Below are 25591 nucleotides of genomic sequence, written 5' to 3'. Positions count from 1 at the left end.
ACACGCCACCTTGAGAGCGTGCGAGGAGGAGACCTCAAGCGGGCAGCCCCTGTGAGTAGGCGGTCACGGTGCGCGCCCACTCGCTTGGCTCTCTTGTAGTTACTCGGGACCTGTAGGAGAGTGACGGCTGACCTGGAAGAACGCACTTTTCGGTGACTGAGGAACCTGATGGCGACCAAGCAAGCACTCAAGGGCCTGCCCGAGGACGCTGACCTGCGGCGCGCGGACTCCCTCGCACGGGAGATCTTCTCGGATGTCGCCAACAAGTGGGCGCTCCTGATCATCGAGGCGCTCGGCGAGCGCACCCTGCGCTTCAGCGAGCTGCGGAACGAGGTCGAGGGCGTCAGCCACAAGATGCTCACGCAGAACCTGCGCATGCTGGAGCGCAATGGCCTGGTCGACCGTGAAGTGCACCCCACCGTGCCACCGCGGGTCGAGTACACCCTCACCGAGCCTGGCAGGGCCCTGCGCACTGCTGTCGACGCCATATGCGGGTGGACGCACCAGCACCTCGCTCACATCGAGAGTGCACGCGGCCATTTCGACGCCTGACGGGCGCGCGGCGACACCTTTGCACACTGCGCGCACCTTGATCGATCCCGTCTACGCCAACAAGCTGGTGTTTCCGGCCGGCGTCCCCGTATGGGTCGTGCTGTACGCGATCGGCGCGCGCCTGTCGATCCGCGTGACGGCTACGTACGTCACGGGGACCGCTCATGTCCGCCACGCCGGGCAAGGTCGTGATCCACGGCGAGTCGCGCGTCGCCGGGCGCAAGGTGTTCGTCTGCTCCTTCCTCCAGGCACGCCTGCCCGATGCCGTGGACCAGCCCTTCTTCGCGGCCTGGTCGCCGACGGCGACCTGGCTCGACGAACTGCAACCGGCCTTCGCGGATTGCCCGTTTCCCACCGGAGCAGAGGCGGTGGGGTCCCAGGAGGCAGCTGGCCGCGCGTAGTGAGGGATCCCCGCCCGGCAGGGGTCCTCGCACATTCGTCCGCCCGTTCAACACCGCGGGCAGCCTCGGCGACACCTCGCGGTGCGGCGTACTGGTCGTGAGCGGTCGCGCACGGACGATGGCGGCATGTTGTTTCCCTCTCTTCTCGTGATGCTCACCGCAGCGGTCGCCGTCACCACCACGGCGTTCTTCGTCACACGACGCCAAGGCGCACAGGCTCCTGATCTGCCCAAAGGTGTCGAGATGGCGGTGGGAGCGGTCAGCGGCCTCTTCGTGTTCTCCTTCGCTTTCCTCGCCCTCAACGCGCAGGCCGAGTTGAACACGGCGCGCAAGGCGGCGCTGTCGGAGGCAGGCGCGCTCAAGGAGGTCTACTTCGCCGCCCAGGGCCTCGACGACGCCGCCCGTGCGCAGGTCCGCAAGGGCATCGTCGGCTACACCGGCTCCGTCATCACAGCCGAGTGGCCTGCCATGCGCGCAGGCCGCCCCGACGAGGCGACCACCCGGGAACTCGACGCCTTGCGCATGCGGGTCTACGACATGCCGGCGCCGGGCGAGACCGCGAGGGCGGCGCGCGTGGAAGTCGCCCAGCGAATGCGGGATGTGTATGTGGCCCGGCGTGAACGCCTGGCCGAGAAGGACGCCCGGGTCCCGACACCGATCCTCTCCCTGATGATCGGCGCAGGTGTCGCCACCCTCTTGGTCATCGCGCTCTTCGGCCGCCCGTCCAGCCGCGTCCATTACGCCCTGCTCGCCATCGGCGCCGCGGGCTTCGCCTACATGATTTTTCTGGTTCTCGCTCTCAACCACCCCTACGGCGGCGGGATCAGCGTCGGGCCTGATGCCTATCACGAAGCACTCGTCAGGTATGAGCAGATCGGCTCGTGAGGCCACGGGTGCGGCGCAGCCGCTCGGCCGGCGGCAGGCACCACGGCTGCCCGCCCCCGGGTCCGTTGCCGCCCCGCTCCCGCACCACCCGTAACAGGCTTTAGTCCCTGCGGTACTGCGCAGGCGACCCCTTGGTCCCCTCGTCCTCGTAGGAACCGGCCTTGCCGCGGTCCACGTGGAACTTCGTCAGCGTGGTCACGGGGGAGTCCGGGTCGCGGCGGTCGGCGACGACCCGCATGTGCGTGGTGAAGCGCCGGGGCGTCACCTCGTACACGTCGTAGCCGTACCGGTTGCCCTCGAAGTACTTCAGGTGCGGGTTGGCCTTGCCCATGAGGGGGCCGTTGGCGGCGTTCCACTCGGGTGAATAGGCGCCGGAGGTCACCGAGTGGGCGGTGAACTCCGTGCCCACCAGGGGTGAGTCGGGCTGGTCGAAGTCGGTGCGGACGTCGTCGACGAACGCCGAGTGCCAGTCACCGGTGATGACGACCAGGTCCTCCAGGCCGCTCCTGTGCACGTGTCCGAGGACCTCCTTGCGCTCGGCGAGGAAGCCGTCCCACTGGTCGGTGAACATGTACGAGCCGCCCGGCCTGCCCCGCAGCTGGCTCAGCATGATCGAGTTGGCCCACACGTGCCAGGAGTCCGGGGCGCGGTCGACGGTCCGCTTGAGCCAGGCCTTCTGCTCGGCGCCGAGGATGGTCCCGTCGGGCAGGTTCTGCGCGGAGCGGTAAGAGCGCAGGTCGAGAACGCTGAGTTCGAGCAGGTCGCCCCAGCGGCGTACGCGGTGGATCTCGGGGTCGGGCAGGGCCATGCCGCCGAAGGAGTCGCGGTGCGGCATGTGCTCGAACCACGCCTGGTAGGCGGCCGCGCGGCGGCGCATGAACGGGGCCCCACCCCCGGTGCCGCTGTAGTCGTTGACGACCTCGTGGTCGTCCCAGGTCAGGAACCACGGATGGGCGGCGTGCGCCTCGCGCAGCGACTTGTCGCCCTTGTACAGGGCGTGCCGCTTGCGGTAGTCGGCGAGCGTGAGGATCTCCGGCCCGTCGTGATCGCGTACGTGCGCCTCCGGTACGCCGCCGACCTGACCGTGCTCGTAGATGTAGTCGCCGAGGTGGATGACGAAGTCCACGTTCTCGCGGGCGATACCGCGGTGCGCGGCGTAGAAACCGTCGTGGAACGCCTGGCAGTTGGCGGCGGCGAAGGTGACCTTGGAGACCCGGCCGCGCGGCGCGGTCTTCGTACGCCCGACGCGGCTGGTTCTGCCGAGCGCCTTGAACGCGTACCAGTAGTGGCGACCGGGCGCGAGACCGCCCACCGGCACGTGCACGCTGTGGCCGAGCGTCGCGGACGCCGGCGCGGTGCCGCTGGCGACGACGTGGCGCAGCCGGGAGTCCCTGGCGACCACCCAGTCGACCTCTACGACCTCGGGAAGTCTCTGCTCGGCTGCGAGGGGTTCGGGCGCGAGTCTGGTCCACAGGAGCACCGAGTGCGGCTGCGGATCACCGGATGCCACACCGAGGGTGAACGGCGCCGGGTCGTACTCGGCGCCCAGGCGCTCGGCCGCCTCACGGGCCTGCGCGGGGGTGAGCCCCGCGGCCAGCGGCCAGGCGAGGTTGAGGGCACCGGCGGCCGCGGCGGCCTTCAGCAGATCACGGCGGTTGACGGTCATCGGTGGCCTCCGTCGGCGCTGAGGGTGAGGGAGAGGGCGTCCGCGTAGCCGTCGTTGGAGGTGCCGCCGCCGCTGCGGGTGAAGACGAGGAGGAGCCGCGCCGAGCGGGCAGTGGGCGGCACGGCGGCCTCGGCGGTCCGCTCCACAAGGCCCGTGCGGCCCTGCCGGTCCCCGGCGCCGACGGGGCCGAGCACGCTCAGGGCGACCGGCGTGCCCTTGGCGTCACGGAACTCCACGGAGAGCCGGGCGCCGTCCTCCTGACCGGCGTAGCCCCCGAGCCAGGCGGACAGGGTGTAGCGCACCCGTCCCGCGTCCACGGCCCGGCGCCCGGTCGGGCCGGTCCCGGGCAGGGGGATGTCCTGGACCAGGGCGGTACGGGCGCTGTTGCCGCCGGAGAAGAAGCGGCTGCCGCGCCGGGCCGGACCAGGGTCCGAAGCGGTCGGGTAGCCACCGCCGAGGCTGTAGGCGATGAGCGCCGGGGCACCCTGAGCGACCCGCCAGCCGCGGACCTCCGCGACGGGGTCGGCGGTGCCGCCCGCCCCGCTCTCCGCGTCGCCGTTGACGACCAGATTCACGTACGCCTCCTGTGATCGTTGGGTTGAGCGCGGTCAGCCCACCAGTCACGCGTGAACCAGGAGAAGCGTTACGGCGAATTCTGTTACGTACGCGTCCCGTACGCCTGTCGTCCCGCGGCCTGTTGTCCCTGCGAAGCCTGTGATCTTGGACAATTCCCGGCGCCCTGACAACCTCCTGGGCTCCTCGCGCCTCCTTAAGGTCAACGGCCCTCGCCGACCGACCACCTGACCAGAGGGCCGGGGACCAAGGAGGGGAACTGTGCGACCGCACAGATGGAGAAACGTCACTCTTGCGACCGGCGTAGCCGGGATACTCGCGGCCACGGGAGCCACGGCCATCGCCGATTCCGGTGCCCGGGACGCACCGGCCCAAGTCCCCGACCTGCGGGCGGACGTGAACCGGGACGGCAGTGTCGACGTCGAGGGTACGAGCGACTCGGCGGGCGAGAACACCTGGACGGCGCGGCGCGGCGCGATCGTGCTGCCGAACATCGACGACGACGCGAAGCGCTGTCCCGTCAAGGACGCCCAGGGCAGGCCCCTGTCGGACGCGAAGCTCGCCCGGTGCAACGACGGTTCCGACACCAAGGTCAACGGTGCGCGTGACGCAGCCGACCTGGCCCGCCTGAGGACCGTGCCGCTGACCGAGACCCCGGCCGGCAGCCACGGCACCGTCAAGGCGATCGGTGCCGACGCCAAGAAGGCGCACCTGTTCATCAAGCGCGACGGCCGCTGGTCCCTGCTGCGGCCCGCCGACCGGCTGTCCGCCGCGGAACTGCGCGCCGGTGTCGAGCTGGGCGTTGAGGCCACGGACGTGGTGCGCGACGCACGGAAGTGGAACGGAGAGGTGAAGGTCCGGTTCACGGTCACCGGCGGCGGCACGTCCCGCTCCGACGACGTCGTGCTGCGCACCGCACCCGTACTGACCCACCATCACCTGCAACGTGCCGAGGAAGTCCTCGTCACCAAGGTGAAGGGCGCCGGTTCCTACGGCCGTGACCAGCGCAAGTTCGTCAAGGAACTGGCCAAGCAGGTGAAGGACGCCGGCATCGACAAGCCGCTGACGACCTTCACCAAGTACGGTGACCCGTGGGCGCAGGACTTCGTCGAGCCGGCCTACGCCGGCATGCCGGGCCCGGGAGGCAAGCAGCACACGATGCGGGTCATGATCCGGTCCGCGCAGCCCGACCGGGACGCGGGCCGCGAGCTGTTCGAGAAGCTGCGCGGGCCGGACGTGGGCGTGGTCCAGGTCGGCAAGCCGACGGTGAACGAGGAGTGGACGCTCAACTCCATGGGCAACCTGGAGACCATTCCGCCGTACACGCTGAACGGCAAGAGCTACCCGGCAGGCCGCATCATCCAGGGCTACCGGGCCGACTCCGGCTCCAAGCCCGCCAAGTCGATGCGTACGTTCCTGTCCTCGCAGGGAGCCCAGGCGCCGCTGCTGCTCGACACGTCGTGGCTGGCGGTCGGGCACGTGGACGAGTTCGTCCAGTTCCTGCCCGCCGACACCGAGCGCGGCTGGCGCATCGGCGTCGCCGACCCGGCCGCCGGGGTGGAGCTGCTCCGCAAGGCCAAGCGGGACGGGCACGGCGGGACGAAGATGTTCTCCGTCCCGCGCGGCAGCGAGGTCCCCGCGCCCAAGGAGACCATCGACCAGGTGCTCGCCAAGGCCTCGTTCCACACCGACAACAAGGTGGCGGCCAAACGCATCGAGGCCAACCTGGAGATCCTCAAGCGCGAGACCGGCGTCACCGACGCGGAGATCGTGCGGGTGCCCGGCCTGTACACGCGGGACTCCGACGCGAGCGCGGACCTGAGCGGCAGCCGCAAGCTGCGCCGCATGGGCCCCGAGTCCCTGAAGGAGTTCAACCAGCTGCGCGGCGCCGACGAGGCGCGCAGCGGCCGGGACTCGGCGGGCGGTGCCGGAGCTGACGCGGCCGCGGTCCGGCCGAACAGCGCCTACGTCCCCGGCGCCGTCAACGGCGTCCTGCTGAGCCCGACCCGCTATCTGGCACCCAAGCAGTGGGGACCGGTCATCGACGGCCGGGACATCTTCACCGAGGCGGTGAACTCCGTGTACGCCAAGGCGGGATTCACCACGACCTACATCGACGACTGGTACACGTACCACATCGGCTTGGGTGAGGTGCACTGCGGCACCAACACGCTGCGGGACACCCGCGCGCCCTGGTGGCCCACGGCGTAACCCTCCGGCGGGGCCGGTACGCGGAGACGGGTGCCGGCCCCGCGTGACGGCGGTTCAGACGGGGCAGGCGGTTCAGCCCAGGGTGCGCACGAAGACGTCTCCGATCGGATTGGTGTCGTCGGGGACCAGGCCGGGGTGGTACGAGTCGAAGACGGCCGGCGACTCGTCCGCGCTCAGCGCCGCCCGGCCCGCAGTGACGGGTTTGCCGTCCTGCCCCGGTGAGAGCAGTTCCTCCTGGCCGGTGCTCGGATCGCGCAGGACCAGCCCCAGCGTCCTGCGGTCGGCGTCGGCCGTGTTGAGGAGCAGCTTCGAGCCGTCGGCACTCAGGGAGATGTCCTGACAGTCGCGGTTCGTGGACGGGCCCGCCCGCCACAGCCGCTCGGTCCGGCGGTCCAGGAGCACATGATCCGGCAGCGGGACACGCCGTTCTCGTCGGCGGCGGTCTCGGCCACGCAGGCGACGTACCGTCCGTCGGCGCTGAGTGGTGCGGCGCCGTAGTCCGCGCGGTAACCGCCCGCCAGCGCGGGCGCCACGGGTGTGACGCGCCCGGTGTGCAGGTCCATCGCGTGGACGGAGTACTTCTGGGTCGTGGCCGAGTACCACGTGAACGTCGAGTGGCGCCCGGAATCGGACAGGCGGGGCAACATCGTCGACTCACCCGGCACCACCACGCGCTTGAGGGGCGCACCGGGAGCTGTCCGGTAGAAGACGTTGTTGGGCACGTCCGTTCCGGACATCAGGTTGCTCGCCGACGACATGAAGGCGACGACGCGTCCGTCCGCGCTGTCGGCCGGATCCACCCTCCGCTCCCGCGGGCCAGGTGAGACAGGCGAGAGCGGCCGCCAGAGAGGCGGTCATGGAGATGCGTGCGGTGATGGGGACGCGTGCGGTCTTGGAGACGCGTAACGAAGGTCTCATGAGGTGGCTTTCGACATGAGGTGGGGAGCCAGCCGCTGGTGACATCGCGTCACCGGAGACACATCACATTTTGTTGGCCTGGAGCACAACCAACGAGCCACCTTGAGAGTCAAGATCATTCGGGGACGCAGGTCCTTGCTCCGCTCGCCTCGCGCGGCCGGTGCGAGCCGCGTCTCCGCCGTATCACTCACAGGTATGTCACCCCAGCAAGAACAGGAACACGCATGTCACGCAAGACGCTGGCCGTCTCCGGTCTGCTCGCCGCCGCTCTCACCGCCGCCTTGGCCCCCGCCGCGCAGGCGGCCTCGCCGACCATCACGCGCGCCGAGTACGACAAGGTCAAGCTGGGGTCGAGCATCTCCAAGATGCACACCGCCGCCGGCCGCGGCGCCTGCAAGCTCACATCGAGCAGCGGCGGTTCCGGCTACTCCAGCAAGGTGTACGAGTGCAAGGGCAACAAGCGGTACAGCTCCGCGATGTTCTCCTTCGGCAACGGCAAGCTCGCCATGAAGTCGCAGAACAGCCTCGACGGTAAGCAGTCGAACGGCAAGATGACGAAGGCGAAGTACAAGAAGATCACCAAGGGCAAGACCATCGCCCAGATGCACAGCATCGCGGGCAAGGGTGTGTGCGTGCGCATCGCCGACGCAGAGGCGGCCGGTGCGAAGTCCGCCAGCTACTTGTGCGAACAGTCCCGCACCTACGGCAATGCCGCGTTCACCTTCACCAACGGCAAGGTGGTCAGCCGCGCGCAGTACGGCCTGAACTGACCGCGTAGGAGTGGGCGCGTCATGGCTGTCTGAGGTCTGAACGGCTCGGCCGCGCAGCTCGACTTGCAGGCCAGGGCTCAGATCCTGGCCTGCAAATCCGCACCTCTCACCTCGTCGACGGGTCTCCCGAGTCGTGGGCGGTGAGTTCTTCGGCCAATTCCATGCAGCGCAGGCGGGCCGGGGAGAAGTCGTAGGGCATCTTCCCGGTGGCTTCGAATGCGCTCATGGACTCCTGCCCCCTGCCAGAGATTTGGCCGCCCTCGTCCTCACCCTCATCAGCGGTAGCGGGGTGCAAGGCGTCCCAGGAGTCGAAGAGCGCATCGTCGCTCCGCGCCAGGCCGGAATCCTCGATGACGGCTTGCAGCACCTTTTCGAAGGCGTGCCGTTCGGCAGCCACCTGGGCCACGCGGGGGTCATCGACAGCGACCGTGTCATCCAGTGTCTCCTCGGCGGCATCCACGCGGTCGGATTCCTCCCGCAGATCCGGGTGGGTGGCCAGGGCGATGAAGCGGGTGGCCTGGACGGCCGCACCGAGCGGGCCGAAGACCCGCTCCGTGACCAGCAGGCTGTCCAGATCCGCCTGGCGCAGGGAGCCGTCGGGCAGGCTCTTGAGGCGGCGGGTGACGAAGTCGGAGAGCAGACCTATCCGGCTGCCTTCGGTGCGCATGCGCTGCACGGCAGTCCGCTGTCGCCGCAGTTCTGCCTCCTGGGCGACGAGGGTTTCCTCCAGCCGTTCCAGGGTGCCCGCGATGCCGTTGTCGCTGTCAGCACCAGCAGAAGTCGTGTCGGTGAAGGCGCTGCGGATGTCGTCCAGGGCGATCCCGGCGTCGGCCATCCTGCGGATCCACAGGAGCCGGATCATGTCGTCGTAGCCGTAGCGGCGCCGGTCGTCACTGCCCCGCTCGGGCTCGGGAAGCAGGCCGATCTCGTGGTAGTGACGGATCGCCCGTGGTGTGGTGCCGACGAAGGCCGCCGCATCACCGATCTTGACCTGGCGCGGCGGTATGAACGACGAATACATGAGCAGGGCCTTCCTCAGCGGGGCGGGACGTGAGTCACCGCACCACATGCCGCTACGGAAGGTGCAACTCAAGGCACTCCGCCCGCCCTCTGTCAGGACAACGGCAGGCGGTGGGCCGGATACGCATCAACACGTCCGCTCGGGGCAACCGTCTTCCATCACCACTTCCGCGACGCATGCGACACGAGTGTCAGGCGCCGTTCGGCGGGCGGACGCTGAGATCGTAGGCGGCGAACAGCTCGGCAGCAGGTGGGCAGGCAGACAACGACCCCTTGGTAGGTGGACATGGACGACGAGGACATCGCGGCCTTCACCGCACTCGCGGATCCCTCCGTGTACGTGGTCACCGCGGCGGCGGACGGACAGCGAGCCGGCTGTCTCGTCGGCTTCGCGAGCCAGTGCTCGCTGCAACCCGTGCGCTTCGCCGTGTGGCTCTCCAAGGCCAACCACACCTATCGGCTCGCCCTGGCAGCACACACCCTCGCGGTCCACCTGCTGCCGCGGAACCGCCACGACCTCGCCGCACGCTTCGGCTCCCAGTGCAGCGCCGACACCGACAAATTCGATGGTCTGCCGTGGCACGAAGGGCCGGGGGGAACCCCCGTACTGACCGAAGCCCTCGCGTGGTTCACCGGGCGCATCCACGGCCGGCACGACGCGGGCGACCACGTCGCCTTCATCCTCGACCCGATCGCCGCCCACACCAAGGCGGCTACGGACGACCATGGCGACCAGGCCGCACTCACGCTGCACGACGCAGGGGATATCACCGCCGGTCATCCGGCCTGACACGACCTGAGCACCTCACCGACGCAGACGGCTCCCCTCCTACGAGGGCACGTTCACCCCGCGTCCGACCGAGGTTGCAGGCCGAGCAGGACGTCCTGGACGAGGTCGGCGCTCCGCCTGACCGCGTCGTCGCCGAAGCCCAGGAAGTGCCGGTAGTGGATCGGCGCGTAGAAGAGGTCGACCATCACGTCGGTGGGCACGTCGGAGCGGAGCTGCCCGGCGGCAACGGCGGAATCCAGGCGGGCCCGGCACTCCGCGATGCTGGGTTCGAGGATCGTTTCGCGAAATGCCTTCATCAGCGCGGGGTCGTTCTGGGCCTCGCCCATGACACCTTTGAAGGCCTCGCTGATCCTGCCGGTGATCAGCCGCTGGGTCACCGCGGTGATCTGGGTCGTGAGGTCGGCGGCGATGTCGCCGGTGTCGGGGAAGGCGAAGTCGTCGCCGAGTTCCTCGTTCATCGCCTCCAGCACCACCGCGCCTTTGGAGCGCCACCAACGGTAGATCGTGGGCTTGCCCACGCCGGCCTGGGCGGCGATGGCCTCGATGGTCACCTTCGCGAAGCCCTTACGGCTCACCAGGTCGAACGCCGCGTCGAGGATCGCCCGGCGGGCGCGCTCGCTGCGCCGTTCACTCTTCGGGTCGGGGGTCATGGGACTCACTCTACCGCTCACGTGACGTTACGTTTCGTTTTGACAGGTCGCTCGGGATGGTCTAGCTTCCGTGGCGTTACGAAACGTTTCGTAACGCCGCCGTGCGGGGTCCGGGTGACGGTCCCCGCCGAGACAGGGGAGAGTCATGTCCAGCAACGAGAGCGCGGCCGCCGTGGGGCGCGTCGAGAAGATCGCGACCACGCCGGACTGGTACGCGCCGTACCGGATATCGCAGGCCGTCCGGGCCGGGGGCTTCGTGTACGTGTCCGGGCAGGCGGGCTTCGAGGAGGACGGGACGACCGTCGAGGGCGGGTTCCTGGCCCAGGGGCGGCAGGCGTTCAGGAACGTAGGACGCGTGCTGGAGGCGGCCGGCCTGACCTTCGCGGACGTGATCAAGGTCGGCATCTTCGTACGGGACATGGCGACGAACCTCCCGCACGTGATCACGCTGCGCGGCGAGTTCCTGGCCGAGCCCTACCCCGCCGACACCCTCGTCGAGGTCGTCTCGCTGGCCCAGCCCGACTGGCAGATCGAGGTCGAGGTCATCGTACTGGACCGGAGTGCCGCATGAGCGCCGGGGTCGTGACGGGACGGACGGGGGACGCGGAAATGCCGGAAGAGGGTGTGGGAATGCGGGAGTTGCTGGAGCCGTACCGCGCGGGGCGGCTTGAGCTGGCGAACCGGATGGCGATGGCCCCGATGACGCGGGGCCGGGCCGATGACGTGACGGGGGTGCCGAGCCCGCACGCGGCGACGTACTACCGGCAGCGCGCCGGGGCCGGGCTGCTGATCACGGAGGGCGTGTACGTCAACGCCCTCGCCAAGGGCGGCCCCGGCATCCCGGGTCTGGTGACCGACGCGCAGGTGCGTGGCTGGCGAGAGGTGACGGACGCGGTGCACGCCGAGGGCGGCACGATCTTCGCCCAGCTGTGGCACGTGGGCCGGATGACCCACCCGCTGATGCTGCCGGACGGCGAGCTTCCGGTGGCCCCGTCGGCCGTCGCCATCGAGGGGAAACAGATCTTCACCCGGGACGGGCTGGTCGACCACGTGACCCCGCGTGAGCTGACGGCCGGTGAAATCGTCCAGACTGTGAGGGACTTCGCGTCCGCGGCCCGGCGCGCGATCGAGGCGGGCTTCGACGGCGTGGAGATCCACGGCGCCAACGGCTACCTCATCCAGCAGTTCATCGCCGACAACACCAACCTGCGCACGGACGAGTACGGCGGCTCGGTCACCGGCCGTCTGCGGTTTGTGACGGAGGTCGTCGAGGCGGTCGTCACCGAGGTCGGCGCGGACCGCGTGGGTCTGCGCATCTCGCCGGACAACGCCGAGAACCAGCTCGCCGAGGCCGACCCACGCACCACGTACCGTGCGCTGGCCGACGCACTGGACCCGTTGGGCCTGGCCTACCTGCACGTACTGGAGAACGGCGCGTACGGAGCCATCGCTGATCTGCGGACGCGCTGGTCGGGAACGCTCGTCGCCAACACCAACGGCCCGGCGCCGAGCACTCCCGCGGCGGCGGAGCGGCTGGTACGGGACGGGCACGCGGACGTGGTCGCCCTCGGCCGCCTGTTCATGACGAACCCGGACCTGCCCGCCCGTCTGGCCAACGGCACCCCGCTCGCGGGGCCGCCGACGGAGAACCTGTACGGGGGCGGGGCGGAGGGGTACATCGACTACCCGGCCGCGACAGACGCCTTCAAGGTCCCGGCAGTCGCGTAAGTCGCCCGGTGGGCGGGCCCGGCCCCCGAGACTTTGCTCGGGGGCCGACACCCCTGCTACGGCACGGCAGGGGTCGGAGCCGGAGGCACCCAGCGGTGGGTGCGGGACGCCTGTGAACGTACGCCGTACTCGCTCTTCAGCTCCTCCGGGATGGCGTACTGCATGACCCTGCCACGGGTGAGCGAGGCCAGTTCGAAGGTCGTGAGCAGGCTGCCCGCCTTGTCCAGTGCCCACTCGCCGAGTGGGCCGCTGTCCTCCACCGTCTCCAGCAGGCCGAGCACGACAGGTACGGCCTTGGCGGCGGTGTCCCAGGCGCTGCGGGGGATCTGGAGCCAGTCGGCGATGGTCGGGCCGACGAGGAAGCGGATGGTGGCGGGAACAATGGGGTCGAAGAGGGTGCCGGGGACCACGTCCTCGTACATCCGCATCAGTTGGTTGTTCAGGCGGACCCCGTCCTCGGACGGGCCGAGGTTGCGGGCGAGGTAGAGGTCGGCGTACGCGCGTGCCTCGGTGAGGTTGTCCGGGGCTGCTTCCATGTCGCAGCCGAGGATGGATCCGACGACCCGCCAGGCGTAGTAGTAGGCTTCCGCGCCCTCGTCGCTCATGTGGATGCCGAGCCGGTGCATGGCGTCCAGGACGAGGATCGAGAAGCAGATCTGCCCACCGATCATGTCCTCCTGACAGAGCGGCAGACCGTCCCGCTCGATGTTCCAGCGCCCGGACGTGGTGAGGTGGTGGCGCACGGCCGCGTGCAGCAGCCGGACCTTCTGGGCCGCCGGGATGAATTTGCTGCCCTCCTCGAAGGCGTTGGTCTGCATCAGGTAGGTGACGAACTGGCCGGTGTTCGCCATCCGACGGGACGGGTAGTCCATCGAGTGGGTGGAGGCGAGCAGTTTGGCGACGCGCGGAACCGCGTACGTGGCAGGCATCGCGGCGAAGGACAGGCCCGTGTTGATGTGCGGAGCGTTGTCCATGAAGAAGAGACGGGCGCGCTCCATGATGTCCCAGTCGACCCACTTCGGTGGCATGCCCGTGGCCTCCAGGAACGAGGCCGCCGACTGCGGCAGCCCGTCGGGGAGTTTGTGGCCGGCGGTGCTGAAGAATCGCATCAGGGTGTTGAAGTCCCGAACCTCCCCGCGCTCGAACATGGCGGCCACGGTCTCATCCGCCAAGGGGTCGCCCTGGGTACGCAGTTCGTCGAGCGTCGCGTCGGTGTAGTGCTTCGGTGTCTTCTCGGTTGTCACGGCATGCTCCTGTGTGGCGTGCGGGGGCGCGTGTGCGTGTTGCTCGTACAGCGGGACGGGTTCCGGCGCGGGGCGCGGGGAGGCCGGTGGGGGAGTGAGGGCGGAGGACGGCGCGGAGCGGCCCTCACCACGCCCGGTCGGCCGCCGAGGTGGCCAACTCGCCCAGCGCCGCGCGTGCTTCGATCGGCATCGCCGCGCAGTCCAGGGCACTACGGGCCTCCGACACCCGCTCCGAGATCATTTCCTCGACGCGTCTGCGTGCTCCGCACTCGTCCATCAGCTTCCGCACCCGCGCCGCGTCGGACTCGTCCAGCGCGGGGTCGTCGAGGATCTTCTCCAGCAGCCGACGGTCAGGGGGGCTCAGAAGGGTGAGGGACGTGGCGAGCAGCGCGGTGGGTTTGCGATCCCGCAAGTCGTCCAGATTCGACTTGCCGGTCTCGGCGGGATCACCGAAGGTCCCGATCAGGTCGTCGCGGAGCTGGAAGGCCTCACCGAGCGGCAGCCCGTACGCCGTGAAGGCTTCCATCACCTGCCGTGAGGCGCCGCCGAGCGTGGCGCCCATGTGCAGCGGCCGCTCCACCGTGTACTTGGCGGTCTTGTAGCGGGCGACCTCCAGCGATTCCGCGATCTCAGGCGCGTCGTTGCCGGTGCGCAGTACTTCCAGGAATTCGCCCGCGATGGTCTCGCGCAGCAGGGTCGACCACAGGGGCACCGTCCGAGCCACGTACGCGCCGGGCAGGCCGCACGTGGCGAAGACCTGGGCCGCGTATCCCATCAGCAGGTCACCGAGCATCATGGCGAGCGCGGCGGGCTGCTCCTGCCGTACAGCGACGTGCCCTACGGGTCCGGGGAGCGGGTCGCGGGGGCTCCAGCGGAGCGCGCCGACCTCGGCGAAGGCGACGTGGGCGGTGGGGAGTCCGTGCCGCAGGCGGCTGTCGTCGATGATGTCGTCGTGCGTGCAGGCTGCCGCGTGCACCAGCTCCATGGCGGCGGCCGCACGGATCACCCCGTCGCAGTCCGGCTGGCCCGAGGCGCGCCAGCCCCAGTACAGGAAGGCGGCGCGCAGACGCTTGCCCCGGGTCAGCGAGGTGCGCAACTGGATGCATAAGGGGGCGAGTTCACCGGACAGCCGCAGCAGCTCGGCCTCCTCCTCATCGACAAGTCGACACAGGTACGCGTCGATGCGCCGCCGGAACGCCAGATCGTCACGCATGGCGCGGCACCGTCTTCTCGGGCTGCGCTGCGGCCGCGGTGCGCGTGCTCCGCTCGGCGGACCGACGGGCCATCAGTTCCAAATAGTTGTCGCTGTCCGCGGCAGCCGCCCGCCGCGAGGCGAGTTCCCCGCGCGCCTTCAGGTCCTTCATCCCGTCCGCGACCAGCTCACGCACATCGGATCGCCGCACCGCGCCCTGGCCCCGGTCTGTCGCCTGCTGCACCTGGTCGAGTACGAGATCGACGGCCCCCAGCACGAGGAGGCCGACCTGTTCCAGGGCGGCCAACGGATTCCAAGGCGCCTGCTGAGCCTGCTGCGTCTGGTCCTGCGGTTGTCCGGTCATGCCCGATGCACCTCTGCTCTGCCGACAGATCGTCAAGGAGCGTCAGTGAACCGGCCGGTCGTGGACGCGGTCCCCCATTTGCTCCTCCGTCCCTCGTCAGAGCGGTGTAATTAACTCGCACGGGTGACAGGTTCCGCGTGTTCCACGCGACGCCTGGAGCAGGCCTTACGCCGATGTGCCGACTCCGAAACTCGGCACTGCGGGCGGCGCCATGAGCGACGACGGGTCCGGCGCGGGAAGCGGTGCGGGCGGGTGGGCCGTGGCGTCCGTGGGGCTCTTTGCAGGTGAGGGGCACGACCGCAAGGTCCGCGCCTGCCTCCGAAAGCCCACTTCGATACGCATGTGCGCGAGGTGCCGGCGTGTGGGAGTCCTTCTTGGGGTTCCGCGCCCAGGGATGACTGGTAGCAGCGAGGTCGGCCCGGGGCCGGATCCGAGGTCGGTGGTCACCGCGGCTGCTGTTCCGCGATCACCGCCCAGTCGTCCGCTCCGCGACCGTCGGCGATGGCCTCGTCGAAGACAGCACGCAATAGTTGACCGATCGGGAGCGGGATGCCTTGGTCGGTCGCTGCGTCGAGCGCGAGGTGGAGGTCCTTGCGGCCCAGGACTGTGGTGAATCCAGCCGGCTGGTAGCGCCGTTCGGCAATCATCGATCCGTAGCCGGTGTAGACCGGTCCCGGGAAGAGCGTCGTAGCCAGCAGTTCGACCAACTGCCCGGGGTCGACATCGGCGCCTTCCGCGACGCTGACGGCCTCGCCCAGCGACTGGATCGCGCAGGCGATCAGGTAGTTCCCTAGGATCTTCACGATGTTGGCCTGCTCCGGACGGTCGCCGAGCCGCCAGGTCCGCGCGCCGATCACGTCGAAGAACGGCTGCACGCGGTCGAGCAGCGCATGTTCACCGGCCGCAAGGACGTTGAGCGCTCCGGCTTCGGCGACCGGAGCGCGGCCGAAGACCGGTGCCGCGACGTATCCGACACCATGCTCGGCGTGTGCTGCGCCGACCCGGCGAGCCATGCCGGTACTCACCGTGGCGAGGTTGACGTGAACAGTTCCGCCCGGGGTCTGAGCGAGGACATCGGAGTCGATGAAAGTCTCGGCGAGGGCCCGGTCATCGGACAGGGCCGAGAAGACCACTGGCGATTGCATGGCCTCCGCGACTGAAGTGGCAGGACGGGCGCCTGCTGCGGCCAGTTCGTCCGCGGGCCCGTCGGAGCGGTTCCACACCACGACGTCGTGGCCGGCCTTCAAGAGGTTGCGTGCGATGGGTCTCCCCATGGCTCCCAGACCGATGACCGCGATGCTGCTCACGTCAAGCGCTCCTTCCCGTGAACCGTCTAAGACGGTTCAAGAATGTCATGGAGTTACGATCAGCGCGAACCGTCTGAAGTGGTTCAACACGTGTTGTCGCTCCCTGCGGAGGTTGGAATGACCGAGGATGCGCGTCGTGTGTTCCGGATGGACAACGAGGTCCTGGCGTTCCGGTTCACCGCTACCGTCAGCGATCGCGCTGGCCTGGCGCCGAGAGAGCGGCTGGCTGACCCCGCACGACTGAAGATGTGGCTGGGGGCCGCCGGGCTCGGCGTTACGGACGTGTCGCAGACCGACCTGGAAAACGCCGTCGAACTGCGCGAGGTGATCTACCGAGTCGGGTCGGCGATCGCCGCAGGGGAGCAGCTGGAGCCCAAGGATGTCCGTACCCTCAACGCGATGGCTGCCGCCGGGCACGCGAAGGCTGTGCTGCGACACGAACGCGCAGGATGGAACCTGACGGAGACGGACCCTGTCAGTGACGCCCTCGGCGTCCTGGCCGCGGATGCCATCCACATCCTCGGAGGCCCCGACCGCAGCCGCATCAAGAACTGCGAAGGCCCTGGATGCGCGGGGCTGTTCCTCGACACCAGTCGCGGTGCCAACCGCCGCTGGTGCTCCATGAACACCTGCGGCAACAAGGTCAAGAAGTCCCGAATCACCGCGCGCTGACCCGGCGGTGGAACCGCGAGCACCCAAGTGAGCCGGTACTCCTCATGCCCTGAAATCACTCAGTGGGCCGACATACCTACTACTCGGTGATACCGTATAGCGGTACTCGGCACTACAGAGTACCGGCAGGGCTGAGGAGGGCTCGCGATGGATGACCTGACGGAGATGTTGAAGGGCACGCTCGAAGGGTGCGTGCTCGAAATCATCGGCAGCGAGGAAACCTACGGGTACGCCATCACCCGTCAGCTGAACGAGCTGGGCTTCACCGATGTCGTCGAGGGGACGGTGTACACGATCTTGCTGCGACTGGAGAGGAACAAGCTCGTCCAGGTGACCAAACGTCCCTCCGGGGTTGGTCCGCCCCGCAAGTTCTACGCGCTCAACGACGCCGGACGCGATGAACTCTCGAAGTTCTGGGCGAAATGGCAGTACGTCTCATCACGCATCGACAGGCTCAAGGAGGGCGGGAGATGAACTTCTGGGAGAAGGTCACAGGCAGCGATCTCACCCGGGAATGGAAGGCGTTCGAGGCGCGGGCCGCGGCCCTGCCGGACGACTACCGGGCGGCGTGGGAACAGATCAAGGCCCACCTCTTCCCCCACGGGGACTTCACCGGCCGCAACCTGCTGCCGATCCTGGACGCCGCCCTGGGGCTGCTCGAAGTGGCAGCGGCGGACGGACAGAACGTACACGAGGTGCTCGGCGACGACATTCAAGGCTTCTGCACGGCGCTGGCCGGCGGAGAAGGGGCCCGGACTTATCGCGACCGGTGGCGCGAGCAGTTGAACAGGAACGTCGCTAGGAAATTGAGCCGGCTGGGAGGCTGACGTGAGCATCCAGGACATCATCGAAGGCAAGAAGCAGTGGCGGGCACACGTGGCTCGGGTCAAGGCTCTCCCGCCGGACTACCAGATCGTCTACAAGGAAATGCAGAAGTACCTGTTCAAGGTCGGGCCAGTCGACTTGCCCGACGGGCCTCTACTTCCCGGGATCGTCGACTTCTTCGAGGAGGGCGTCGCCGCGGGCAAGGGAGTCCTGGAACTCATCGGCGACGACGTCGCCGCGTTCTGCGACGACCTGATCAAGGACTCTCCTACCTACGCGGACGTCTACCAGGAGTCCATCAGCGGGGAATCCGGCACGGCCGCGAAGTAGCACCCGCCACCTCCGCACGGCCCCGGCCGCACCGTCACGGTTTGCCCCGCCCGCAAGCAGAGGGGTGCTACGGCTGGGCGGCCAGGTCGCTGACAAGAGCACCTCGATCGGTGCGGCAGTACTGGCCGAGACCGGCAGGGACGGCGCGGAGGGTTCTTCGTCGCGGCCAGGACCTGGCTGTCGACGCGGTACGGAGCGAGGGCCGCCACCCTGGGGCGCCAGGACTCGACCGGCTCCCCGAGATGGCTCCAGGTGTCGGCGTACACGAAGTCGGCGTCCCGCACGCCCTCGTCGATCTCGTCGCTCTCCTCTGCACCCCCACCTGTTCGCGCACGGATCCGCTCCACCTGGTCCCGCATGTCTGGGGAGCCACTCATCGTTGCAGGAGCCACGACACGTACCGTCATGCCCAGCAACGCCCCTGCGATCCGCAGGGAGTTGGCCACGTTGGACTGGCCATCACCGACGTAGGCCAGGCAGATGTCGGCCCATGGCTTGTCGCAATGCTCCTTGATGGTGAGCACGTTGGCCAGGGCCCGGGTGGGATGCCACGGCGGCGTCGACGGCCGATTCGTGTACACCGGGGTGACTCGTGCCGGGACCGAAGTAGGAGACCTGCGCGCCTTGGCAGCCAGCTCCAGCAGTGGTTCGGCGTCCGGTAGCAGTGCCAGGACAGCCGTGGTTCCCGGTGGAGGCATCGTCGCCGTCACCCCGCCTCCCGCGTCGAGTTGCGCCGCACCAACTTTAACCAGAGATGTCCGCCAACCTGGAGGCTGGACGACATTGCTGACGGGCGCCCTTCATCTGGCCGCGACTTCACTCGGTGCCGTGATGGGAGATACTCAGGCTCACGTTGTCGGGGAGGTTGGCGCGGAAGCGAGCGAGCCCGAGCCGTGCCCGGCGCACGGAGGCCGACACGATCATCTTCGCCTGGAACGGAGCGCCCTTTCGGGCCATGACCACCGCGAACATCCGCTGTACACCGGAGAGTTCGGCTGCTTTGGTGCGGCGCAGGCGCCACTCGAAGTCGCTCTCGCGTTCACCGAGGCCCAGCATCGAGACCTGATCCGAGCTCAGTTCGGTGCTGTGTGTGGCGGACGGTTCAACGAAACCGAGTTTGGCGTTGACTCCGATGCTGTGGGTCACCGTGACCGGCACGGTGGCGCGCAGCGGGAAGAGAGACCAGGCGATAGGTGGTTCCCCTCCGTCCAGTGCGGTGAGGCTGACGCCGAGGGCCGCATCCTCGAACGGTTCGTCTGCCTGCGGATGAAGTGTCATGACCAGGTGCAGCTCGTAGAACTCATGGGTGGCCAGTCTGTCTCGTACGTGGTTGTCGATGGCGTCGCGTTCGTCTGCCGGACGGTCCAGGCGCGCAAGGATCGGCTCGCCCAGGGACATTCGTCTGACCAGCGGCCCGCCTGGTGGACTGCCCAGTACCCGCTGCGGCTCCAGTTCGACGGGGTGCTCTGCCATCGGTTGCAGGGCAAGTTCCAGGATCGCTCGTGCCACGGTGCTCCTATCCGGCATATCCCATGAGACAAAATGCTCCCCAGTCCGGGTACTGAGGATGGCTGCGGCGGGTGAGCCGCTGGGCATGAGTGAAGGCGGCTCCGACGTCGCCCGAGTGTTGCAGGTGCTGGTAGAGCGTGGGAAAGAACTGTGCGGACACCTCCGGGCGCACGGCCCAGCGCGCTCCCACGACGGCTCCGGCGCCGGCGCGGATCAGAGTCGCCGCCAGTCCGATGACGTTGTCCAGGTAGTCGTAGCGCACCTGTAGCGACTCGCACGCCTCCAGGGTGACCAGCCGGACCGCACGCAGGTCGCACTTCAGGATCTGGTCGGCGAACAGTCGCCCCTCCTCGCCAGCCAAAAACAGGCAGTGGAAGAACGGCGCGTCCGGGTCGTGCAGGCCGTGGGCAGCGAGGTGAATGAAGGGGGCGTTGCCGGCCCGGGCCAAGAACTCGGCCGGTGTCGCCCGCTCCCCGGTGAGCGCCTCGCAGCCGAACATGGCCGCGATCTCGTGCGCCGTGTGCTCCACCGACTCTTCATACGTCAGGCCGTAGGGCACACCACCATCGGCCGAGGCGAGTACCAGTGCGCCCTCTGTCGTGCCACCGTCGTGCCGGCCGGCCCAGAACAGTGCTTCCAGGCAGGGCAGCATGCTGACGGTGAAGCGGTCCGCGATGATGCCGTCGCCCAGCGGCAGCAGCCAGAAAGGCAGCGAATGGGCAGCTTCATGAGGCCACACGCGCGTGCAGCAAGGCGTGGACGGCTGCTGCCGGCTGGCCGTAGGCGAGGAACGTCTCGGGCGGTGTCCCTGTCAGGTGCTGCTCACAGCCGGTCGGATCCTCGGGCAGGAAGTGCCACCACTGGCTCGTGAAGTGCAGCCGGGCCTGTTCCATGCCGACGTGGGGCAGGTAGGGATGGAGTATCTGCGCGAGTGCGGTCAACTGGCCGAAGTCACCGGCGCCGGTCGCAAGTTCCAGCGCGGAGAGGTAGAGCCAGGTGGTGGCGTGCAGGCCGTACTCGGCAAGCATATTCGCGAAATTGCGTACGTGGACGCGCGGTCTGCGCAGCATGACCGATGGATCGCGCAGATCACCCACGAACAGCCACAGCCTGGCCCAGATCGAGGGATCCACACCTGTCGGCAGCAGCCGATCGGCCTCATCCAGCCGCCCTTCAAGGCGGGGGTGGTCCAAGGGGGCGCCGGCCGTCGCCTTGGTCAGGTCGATCAACGCCAGGTAGGCCAGCGCACGGCCCCGTTCGACGCCGTCATCGAGGTCGGCGGCGCGCTGGAAGTAGGCGGTGGCACGCTGGAAAGACTCCTCAATGCCGGGAAATCTCTTCCACTCAGAGCTGGGAGTGTCCGTCCGCTTCGGCTCGGACCAGGGCCTGGGAACGCCCATCGCCCAGGCTCGGCGATAGTCGCGCAGGGACACATCGTGCGGGTAGGACATACTGCCCGCGCCAAGTGAGTAGGGCTCGAAGTGAACACGTCCGGCGAGATTGTGGGCCTGTGCCGACGCCGTCTCAGCGACGTAGGCATCGGCCAGCCTCGCCGCCTTGTCCAGGACGACGGCATCCTGCTGGTCGGTCAGCAGGTCGACCGTCGCGATGAGGCAGTCCCGCACCGCCCGGTGCGGACCCAGCGAACCGTCGTCGCGCGGGCGCACACTTTCGTGGAGAAGCAGAAAATGGGTACGCCTGTGCTCCAGGGAGCCGAACATGGATGGCCTGCCGGTGCCGACATCCTGCGCATGGGCCACGGCCTCCGCGGCGGAAGGCGGCGGTGCCTTGATCCGCTCGGCAGCCGCCTCGGCGTCGGCGGCACTCAGCGGCGGCAATGACCGGATCTCCTGGATCGCCTGCTCCTCAGACAGGATGCCGCGGTTGCGTAGTCCGAGCAACGAGTCGAATGCCGAGAGCGGCAGATTGTCCACCTGAACAGTATGAGCGAGCGACGGTGCTATGTGGGCGAACATCACACATTTCACGGCGTTTTGGCGGCTAGTGTGAGTCGGCCTCCGAGCCGTGAGAGCGGCGAGGTAGACATCCCTGTCCCTGGGCGGGGCGTAACCGGTTCAGGATGAACGCGCACGAGCCACCCCCGCTTCGGCGGCTCTCGCAGACAACCCGCGCCGGGACTCGGAAGGACTTGACCTACCGGAAGCCGGAACCGTTCGCCGAGTCGGTCCGCCCTCCTCAGTCCTGCTCCTCGCGCGGAAGTTCGATCGCCGTATACTTCCGTGGCTCGGCAGCTTGTGGCTGTCGTGTCGCGGAGGGTACGGGGGCGCGATGGAACTGCGGGACATTGAGATCTTTCTGGTTCTGGCTGAGGAGTTGCACTTCGGACGGAGTGCCGAGCGGCTTCTGGTCTCTCAGGCACGGGTCAGCCAGGCCATCAGGAAGCAGGAACGGCGTATCGGCGCCGCGCTGTTCGAGCGCACCAGCCGCACCGTGCGCCTGACCAACGTCGGACGCCAGCTGCGCGACGACTTGCAGCCGGTCTATGCGGGTCTGCACGAGTCTCTGGAGCGCGCCCGGATGGCCGCCCGCGGTGTCACCGGAAGGCTCCGGGTCGGCATGATGCCGTTCAACGTCGTTGACATGCATCCCTACTGGAGGGCCTTCCGCTCGCGGAATCCGCAGTGGGAGCTGGAGATTCGCCAGTTGGAGTACGTGGATCCGTTCGGCCGGCTCCGTGACAACGACATGGACGTTCTCGTCACCTGGCTGCCCGTGGAGGAACCGGACCTCACCGTCGGCCCGGTCCTGTGCACGGACCCCCGGGTTCTCGCTGTGGCCGCGGACCATGAGCTGGCCCAGCGAACGTCGGTGCGACTTGAGGTGTTCTCCGACTTCCAGCACGCCGTCGCCCCCGACATGCCCGACTACTGGGAGAACGCCTACCTGCCCTTCCACACTTCGCAGGGCCGGCAGATCGAGCGTGGGCGCCTCGTGACCAACGCGGAGGAGCTGATCAACCAGGTCGGCATGGGCGAGATCATCCACAGCTTCCCCAGCCACGTCACGCGGCACTGGGGCATGCCGAACATCCGCTGGCTGCCCGTCACGGACCAGCCGGAACTGTCCTTCGCCTTGATCTGGCGGACCGACGCGGAGAGCGAATTGATCACTGCTCTCGCCGACATGGTCCGCGAATTCGGTGCGATACGGTTCTGACAGGCCGCTGCGTCTGGGCGTCGTAGGCGCCCAGCGTCAGCTTTCGCCGAAGCGCACCGCCCGCTGCTAGCCCGTCGATCCACTGAGATCAGAACAGCGCCCGCGGCTACACAGCGCTCCGACGCCGATCAGCTGCCGGAGGACGCTCGCCCTGTCGCCCAGCAGCCAGACAGCGCGGTCTCGGCTTCCTTTCCTCTGCCGGTTCCAGAGGGCTTGTCGACGGAACCTGACTCAGCAGCATCTCTCAAGCCCGGCTCGGGTCGCCTGGGTCCCCCGAGCTCCGATAACCGTCGAGTTATCGATCAACGAGCAAGGTCTGTGTTGATCCGACATGGCTCTCGCGGGAGGCTTTGGGGAGCCGGGCGGGCTGCTGGTTGAGGGCCTCGGTTTCCTCCCCGGCCGCGCCACCCCGCCGCCCTGTCCACGATGCCGCTGCTCCGTCAGACATGGCTTCCCACTGCCCGGTCACCGGAACCAGGAGTCAGACAGAAATGAGAGACAGGTTCGACATGACCGTGCCGTACGCGATGCACAACGCATTACGAAGGGAGTTGCACTTCATCGCTCGAGCCACCGCCCGCGCCGATCCCGAACCCGAGCCCGATCCCCGACACATCCTGCGCACCGCTGTCGGCTGGACTCTGTTCCGGAAGGCTCTGCGTGCTCATCAGACCGCCGAGGACGACGTGCTGTGGCCCTCCCTGCGCCATGCTCTGTTCGGGCGGCCCCTCTGCCTGGCGCGGCTGGAGGCGATCGAGGCCGAGCATGCAGTGCTCGACCAGCTGCTGGAGGCGATCGACCAGGCGCTTGCAGGCCCCGATCTCGGTCTCGACCTGTTCGCTGACCTCACCGGCTCGTTGGTCACCGGGCTACGCGGTCATCTCCGCCACGAAGAGGAGTCCGTGTTTCCGGTGGCTCAGGTCGTACTGAGCGAGGATCAGTGGGAGCGTTTCGAGCGCGCTCATGCGCAGCTGATCCAGGCCGACGCGGCATGGATTCTGCCATGGATCCTGGACGGTGCGGCTGAGCGGACCGTGGCCGCCGTTCTGGCGGCGCTCCTGCCCGAGTCCGCACACCATGCGTATACGGATCAATGGCAGCCCGCCTACGCGATGCTCGACCGGTGGGGTACCAGAGCCGCTCCCGCCGACGCACGTCCCTGATCGACCTGCTGGGTCCGATGGCCGCGGCCGACCTGCCGCCCGGCGGCACCCCCGACGTCACCGTGCTGCCCGCTTTCACGGTCCCTCGTCGGCGATCTCGTCGTCGGCGCCGCCAGCTTCCGCCCCGGCCCGCCTCGAAGTCTCTCGAAACCAAGGAATCCCCATGTGTAAACGCTTCGACGTCGTCGTACTCGGAGCAGGCCCCGGCGGCTACGTCGCCGCCATCCGCGCCGCGCAGCTCGGCAAGCGGGTCGCGGTCGTGGAGGAGAAGTACTGGGGCGGTGTCTGCCTGAACGTCGGCTGCATCCCGACGAAGGCGCTGCTGCGCAACGCCGAGCTGGCCCATCTCTTCAACCACGAGGCGAAGACCTTCGGCATCAAGGTCGACGGCACGGTCTCCTTCGACTACGGCGAGGCGTTCCGGCGCAGCCGCACGGTCGCGGACGGCCGGGTCAAGGGCGTCCACTTCCTGATGAAGAAGAACGGCATCACGGAGTTCAACGGCCGCGGCTCCTTCGTCGACCCGAACACCCTCCAGATCACAGAGGCGGACGGCGCCATCCGCACCGTGTCCTTCGACAACTGCGTCATCGCCACCGGCGCGACCCCGCGGCTGCTGCCCGGCACCGCCCGCAGCGAGCGCGTGGTCACGTACGAGGAGCAGATCCTCGCCGACGACCTTCCGCAGTCGATCGTGATCGCGGGCGCCGGCGCGATCGGAGTCGAGTTCGCGTACGTCCTGCACAACTACGGCGTGAAGGTCACGATCGTCGAGTTCCTCGACCGGATCGCGCCGCTGGAGGACGCCGACGTCTCCAAGGAGCTGGCGAAGCAGTACCGCAAGCTGGGCATCGACGTCCTCACCTCGACCCGCGTGGAGTCGATCGACGAATCCGGCCCGCAGGTCCGCGTCACCGTCACCGGCAAGGACGGCGCGCAGAAGGTCCTGGAGGCCGACAAGGTCCTCCAGGCCAGCGGCTTCGCGCCGAACGTCTCCGGCTACGGCCTGGAGAACACCGGTGTCGCGCTGACCGAGCGCGGCGCGATCGAGGTCGACGGCCACTGCCGTACCAATGTGCCGAACATCTACGCCATCGGCGACGTGACCGCGAAGCTGATGCTCGCGCACACCGCCGAGTCCATGGGCGTGGTCGCCGCCGAAACCATCGGGGACACCGAGACTATGAAGCTCGACTACTCGATGATCCCGCGCGCCACCTACTGCCGGCCGCAGATCGCCAGCTTCGGCTGGACCGAAGCGCAGGCGCGGGAGAAGGGGTACGACGTCAAGGTCGCCAAGTTCCCGTTCACCGCGAACGGCAAGGCACACGGCCTCGGCGACTCGACCGGCTTCGTGAAGATCATCGCCGACGCGAAGCACGGCGAGATCATCGGCGCTCACCTGATCGGTCCGGACGTCACCGAGCTGCTGCCCGAGCTGACGCTGGCCCAGCAGTGGGACCTGACGGTCCACGAGGTCGCGCGCAACGTGCACGCGCACCCGACGCTGGGCGAGGCCGTGAAGGAAGCGATCCACGGCCTGGCCGGCCACATGATCAACCTTTGAGGCGAAATCCCGCGCGCACCGCGCGGGTTCGGAGCAAGTCACCACACCACCCAAAAACGAGATGAATCATCTCGTTC

At 68.4% G+C, this 25591-nt stretch carries 29 protein-coding genes and 1 pseudogene; 15 read left to right on the top strand and 15 right to left on the bottom strand.

The features are described 5' to 3' along the window. The first annotated feature begins 168 nt into the window (after window positions 1–168). From CP975_RS00860 to CP975_RS00850, 3 genes are all read left to right on the top strand, one after another. Window positions 169–552, top strand: a complete 384-nt coding sequence (locus CP975_RS00860; protein WP_055527715.1) for a winged helix-turn-helix transcriptional regulator — start codon at window positions 169–171, stop codon at window positions 550–552. A gap of 164 nt (window positions 553–716) precedes the next feature. Further along, entirely contained in the window at window positions 717–953 is a 237-nt protein-coding gene (locus CP975_RS00855; protein WP_055527716.1) for a hypothetical protein, read from the top strand. Between the two features lie 126 nt (window positions 954–1079). Continuing rightward, window positions 1080–1838: a bestrophin-like domain gene (locus CP975_RS00850; protein WP_150476457.1), complete on the top strand. Its 759-nt coding sequence runs from the start codon at window positions 1080–1082 to the stop codon at window positions 1836–1838. A gap of 16 nt (window positions 1839–1854) precedes the next feature. On the opposite strand, the pseudogene CP975_RS36315 reads toward CP975_RS00850, so the two are convergent. The 3 genes and pseudogenes from CP975_RS36315 to CP975_RS00835 form a co-directional block, all read right to left on the bottom strand. Then, window positions 1855–1935, bottom strand: a pseudogene (locus tag CP975_RS36315) (IS5/IS1182 family transposase); the annotation flags it as partial. A 3-nt stretch (window positions 1936–1938) separates the two neighbouring features. Then, window positions 1939–3504 carry an alkaline phosphatase D family protein gene (locus tag CP975_RS00840; protein WP_055527720.1) on the bottom strand — a complete coding sequence of 522 codons (1566 nt, stop codon included), beginning with the start codon at window positions 3502–3504 and terminating at the stop codon, window positions 1939–1941. Then, window positions 3501–4079 carry a hypothetical protein gene (locus CP975_RS00835; protein WP_055527722.1) on the bottom strand — a complete coding sequence of 193 codons (579 nt, stop codon included), beginning with the start codon at window positions 4077–4079 and terminating at the stop codon, window positions 3501–3503. Before CP975_RS00835 ends, CP975_RS00840 begins: the two co-directional genes overlap by 4 nt. Window positions 4080–4338: 259 nt before the next feature. Between CP975_RS00835 and CP975_RS00830 the strand changes: the two genes are divergently transcribed. Further along, window positions 4339–6288, top strand: coding sequence for a protein-arginine deiminase domain-containing protein (locus CP975_RS00830; protein WP_055527723.1), 1950 nt, complete (start codon window positions 4339–4341; stop codon window positions 6286–6288). Between the two features lie 72 nt (window positions 6289–6360). Here CP975_RS00830 and CP975_RS35615 read toward each other — a convergent pair whose 3' ends face one another. Continuing rightward, the gene (locus CP975_RS35615; protein WP_055527724.1) at window positions 6361–6690 is read right to left on the bottom strand and encodes a hypothetical protein; all 330 of its coding nucleotides are present in this window, start codon (window positions 6688–6690) and stop codon (window positions 6361–6363) included. Then, entirely contained in the window at window positions 6612–7088 is a 477-nt protein-coding gene (locus CP975_RS35610) for a TolB-like translocation protein (protein WP_055527725.1), read from the bottom strand. The genes CP975_RS35615 and CP975_RS35610 overlap by 79 nt, the downstream gene beginning before the upstream one ends. A 342-nt stretch (window positions 7089–7430) precedes the next feature. Between CP975_RS35610 and CP975_RS00820 the strand changes: the two genes are divergently transcribed. After that, window positions 7431–7976 (top strand): hypothetical protein, encoded by a 546-nt coding sequence (locus CP975_RS00820; RefSeq protein WP_055527726.1) that lies wholly within the window; start codon window positions 7431–7433, stop codon window positions 7974–7976. A 106-nt stretch (window positions 7977–8082) separates the two neighbouring features. Here the strand turns inward: CP975_RS00820 and CP975_RS00815 are convergent, their stop codons facing one another. Next, window positions 8083–8997, bottom strand: coding sequence for a MerR family transcriptional regulator (locus tag CP975_RS00815; protein WP_055527730.1), 915 nt, complete (start codon window positions 8995–8997; stop codon window positions 8083–8085). Window positions 8998–9282: 285 nt separating this feature from the next. Between CP975_RS00815 and CP975_RS00810 the strand changes: the two genes are divergently transcribed. Beyond that, entirely contained in the window at window positions 9283–9786 is a 504-nt protein-coding gene (locus CP975_RS00810; protein ID WP_055527732.1) for a flavin reductase family protein, read from the top strand. Window positions 9787–9839: 53 nt separating this feature from the next. Here CP975_RS00810 and CP975_RS00805 read toward each other — a convergent pair whose 3' ends face one another. Continuing rightward, window positions 9840–10436 (bottom strand): TetR/AcrR family transcriptional regulator, encoded by a 597-nt coding sequence (locus tag CP975_RS00805; RefSeq protein WP_055527734.1) that lies wholly within the window; start codon window positions 10434–10436, stop codon window positions 9840–9842. 145 nt (window positions 10437–10581) lie between these two features. Between CP975_RS00805 and CP975_RS00800 the strand changes: the two genes are divergently transcribed. Both CP975_RS00800 and CP975_RS00795 read left to right on the top strand, forming a co-directional pair. Further along, window positions 10582–11007 carry a RidA family protein gene (locus CP975_RS00800; RefSeq protein ID WP_055527736.1) on the top strand — a complete coding sequence of 142 codons (426 nt, stop codon included), beginning with the start codon at window positions 10582–10584 and terminating at the stop codon, window positions 11005–11007. Continuing rightward, a complete protein-coding gene (locus tag CP975_RS00795; RefSeq protein ID WP_246201360.1) occupies window positions 11004–12164 on the top strand; it encodes an alkene reductase in 1161 nt (386 codons plus the stop codon). The genes CP975_RS00800 and CP975_RS00795 overlap by 4 nt, the downstream gene beginning before the upstream one ends. A gap of 56 nt (window positions 12165–12220) precedes the next feature. Here CP975_RS00795 and CP975_RS00790 read toward each other — a convergent pair whose 3' ends face one another. The 4 genes from CP975_RS00790 to CP975_RS00775 all read right to left on the bottom strand — a co-directional run bounded on the left by CP975_RS00790 (window position 12221) and on the right by CP975_RS00775 (window position 16271). Then, window positions 12221–13408 (bottom strand): oxygenase MpaB family protein, encoded by a 1188-nt coding sequence (locus CP975_RS00790; protein WP_055527740.1) that lies wholly within the window; start codon window positions 13406–13408, stop codon window positions 12221–12223. Window positions 13409–13532: 124 nt separating this feature from the next. Then, a complete protein-coding gene (locus tag CP975_RS00785; protein ID WP_055527742.1) occupies window positions 13533–14621 on the bottom strand; it encodes a polyprenyl synthetase family protein in 1089 nt (362 codons plus the stop codon). Beyond that, window positions 14614–14964: a hypothetical protein gene (locus tag CP975_RS00780; RefSeq protein WP_055527744.1), complete on the bottom strand. Its 351-nt coding sequence runs from the start codon at window positions 14962–14964 to the stop codon at window positions 14614–14616. The genes CP975_RS00785 and CP975_RS00780 overlap by 8 nt, the downstream gene beginning before the upstream one ends. Window positions 14965–15407: 443 nt before the next feature. Beyond that, window positions 15408–16271, bottom strand: a complete 864-nt coding sequence (locus CP975_RS00775) for an NAD(P)-dependent oxidoreductase (protein ID WP_150476456.1) — start codon at window positions 16269–16271, stop codon at window positions 15408–15410. 117 nt (window positions 16272–16388) lie between these two features. Here CP975_RS00775 and CP975_RS00770 point away from each other — a divergent pair, with 117 nt between their 5' ends. The 4 genes from CP975_RS00770 to CP975_RS00755 all read left to right on the top strand — a co-directional run bounded on the left by CP975_RS00770 (window position 16389) and on the right by CP975_RS00755 (window position 18098). After that, the gene (locus tag CP975_RS00770; RefSeq protein ID WP_055527746.1) at window positions 16389–16943 is read left to right on the top strand and encodes a CGNR zinc finger domain-containing protein; all 555 of its coding nucleotides are present in this window, start codon (window positions 16389–16391) and stop codon (window positions 16941–16943) included. Between the two features lie 147 nt (window positions 16944–17090). Then, entirely contained in the window at window positions 17091–17417 is a 327-nt protein-coding gene (locus tag CP975_RS00765) for a PadR family transcriptional regulator (protein ID WP_055527747.1), read from the top strand. Beyond that, complete coding sequence (locus CP975_RS00760) at window positions 17414–17770, top strand: DUF1048 domain-containing protein (protein ID WP_055527749.1); 357 nt, start codon at window positions 17414–17416, stop codon at window positions 17768–17770. Before CP975_RS00765 ends, CP975_RS00760 begins: the two co-directional genes overlap by 4 nt. 1 nt (window position 17771) lies before the next feature. Continuing rightward, window positions 17772–18098: a DUF1048 domain-containing protein gene (locus CP975_RS00755; RefSeq protein WP_055527750.1), complete on the top strand. Its 327-nt coding sequence runs from the start codon at window positions 17772–17774 to the stop codon at window positions 18096–18098. On the opposite strand, the gene CP975_RS36500 is transcribed toward CP975_RS00755, so the two are convergent. The 4 genes from CP975_RS36500 to CP975_RS00735 all read right to left on the bottom strand — a co-directional run bounded on the left by CP975_RS36500 (window position 18053) and on the right by CP975_RS00735 (window position 21541). After that, window positions 18053–18796 (bottom strand): Rossmann-fold NAD(P)-binding domain-containing protein, encoded by a 744-nt coding sequence (locus CP975_RS36500; RefSeq protein WP_150476455.1) that lies wholly within the window; start codon window positions 18794–18796, stop codon window positions 18053–18055. The genes CP975_RS00755 and CP975_RS36500 overlap by 46 nt on opposite strands. Window positions 18797–18914: 118 nt before the next feature. Beyond that, the gene (locus tag CP975_RS00745; protein WP_150476454.1) at window positions 18915–19607 is read right to left on the bottom strand and encodes a hypothetical protein; all 693 of its coding nucleotides are present in this window, start codon (window positions 19605–19607) and stop codon (window positions 18915–18917) included. A 7-nt stretch (window positions 19608–19614) separates the two neighbouring features. Continuing rightward, window positions 19615–20346, bottom strand: a complete 732-nt coding sequence (locus CP975_RS00740) for a CHAT domain-containing protein (RefSeq protein WP_055527753.1) — start codon at window positions 20344–20346, stop codon at window positions 19615–19617. Further along, window positions 20333–21541, bottom strand: a complete 1209-nt coding sequence (locus CP975_RS00735; protein ID WP_150476453.1) for a hypothetical protein — start codon at window positions 21539–21541, stop codon at window positions 20333–20335. The genes CP975_RS00740 and CP975_RS00735 overlap by 14 nt, the downstream gene beginning before the upstream one ends. A 355-nt stretch (window positions 21542–21896) precedes the next feature. On the opposite strand from CP975_RS00735, the gene CP975_RS00730 reads away from it, so the two are divergent. The 3 genes from CP975_RS00730 to lpdA all read left to right on the top strand — a co-directional run bounded on the left by CP975_RS00730 (window position 21897) and on the right by lpdA (window position 25514). Further along, on the top strand, window positions 21897–22784 hold the full coding sequence (locus CP975_RS00730; RefSeq protein ID WP_055527757.1) for a LysR family transcriptional regulator: 888 nt from the start codon (window positions 21897–21899) through the stop codon (window positions 22782–22784). A gap of 491 nt (window positions 22785–23275) precedes the next feature. After that, window positions 23276–23947: a hemerythrin domain-containing protein gene (locus CP975_RS00725; protein WP_055527759.1), complete on the top strand. Its 672-nt coding sequence runs from the start codon at window positions 23276–23278 to the stop codon at window positions 23945–23947. 163 nt (window positions 23948–24110) lie between these two features. Then, the gene (gene lpdA / locus CP975_RS00720) at window positions 24111–25514 is read left to right on the top strand and encodes a dihydrolipoyl dehydrogenase (RefSeq protein WP_055527760.1); all 1404 of its coding nucleotides are present in this window, start codon (window positions 24111–24113) and stop codon (window positions 25512–25514) included. The last annotated feature ends 77 nt before the right edge of the window (window positions 25515–25591 follow it).

This window comes from Streptomyces alboniger, from assembly GCF_008704395.1.
Classification (GTDB): domain Bacteria; phylum Actinomycetota; class Actinomycetes; order Streptomycetales; family Streptomycetaceae; genus Streptomyces; species Streptomyces alboniger.
The sequence above is the reverse complement of the archived record's forward strand: the minus strand, read 5'-3'. Positions and strand labels throughout refer to the sequence as shown.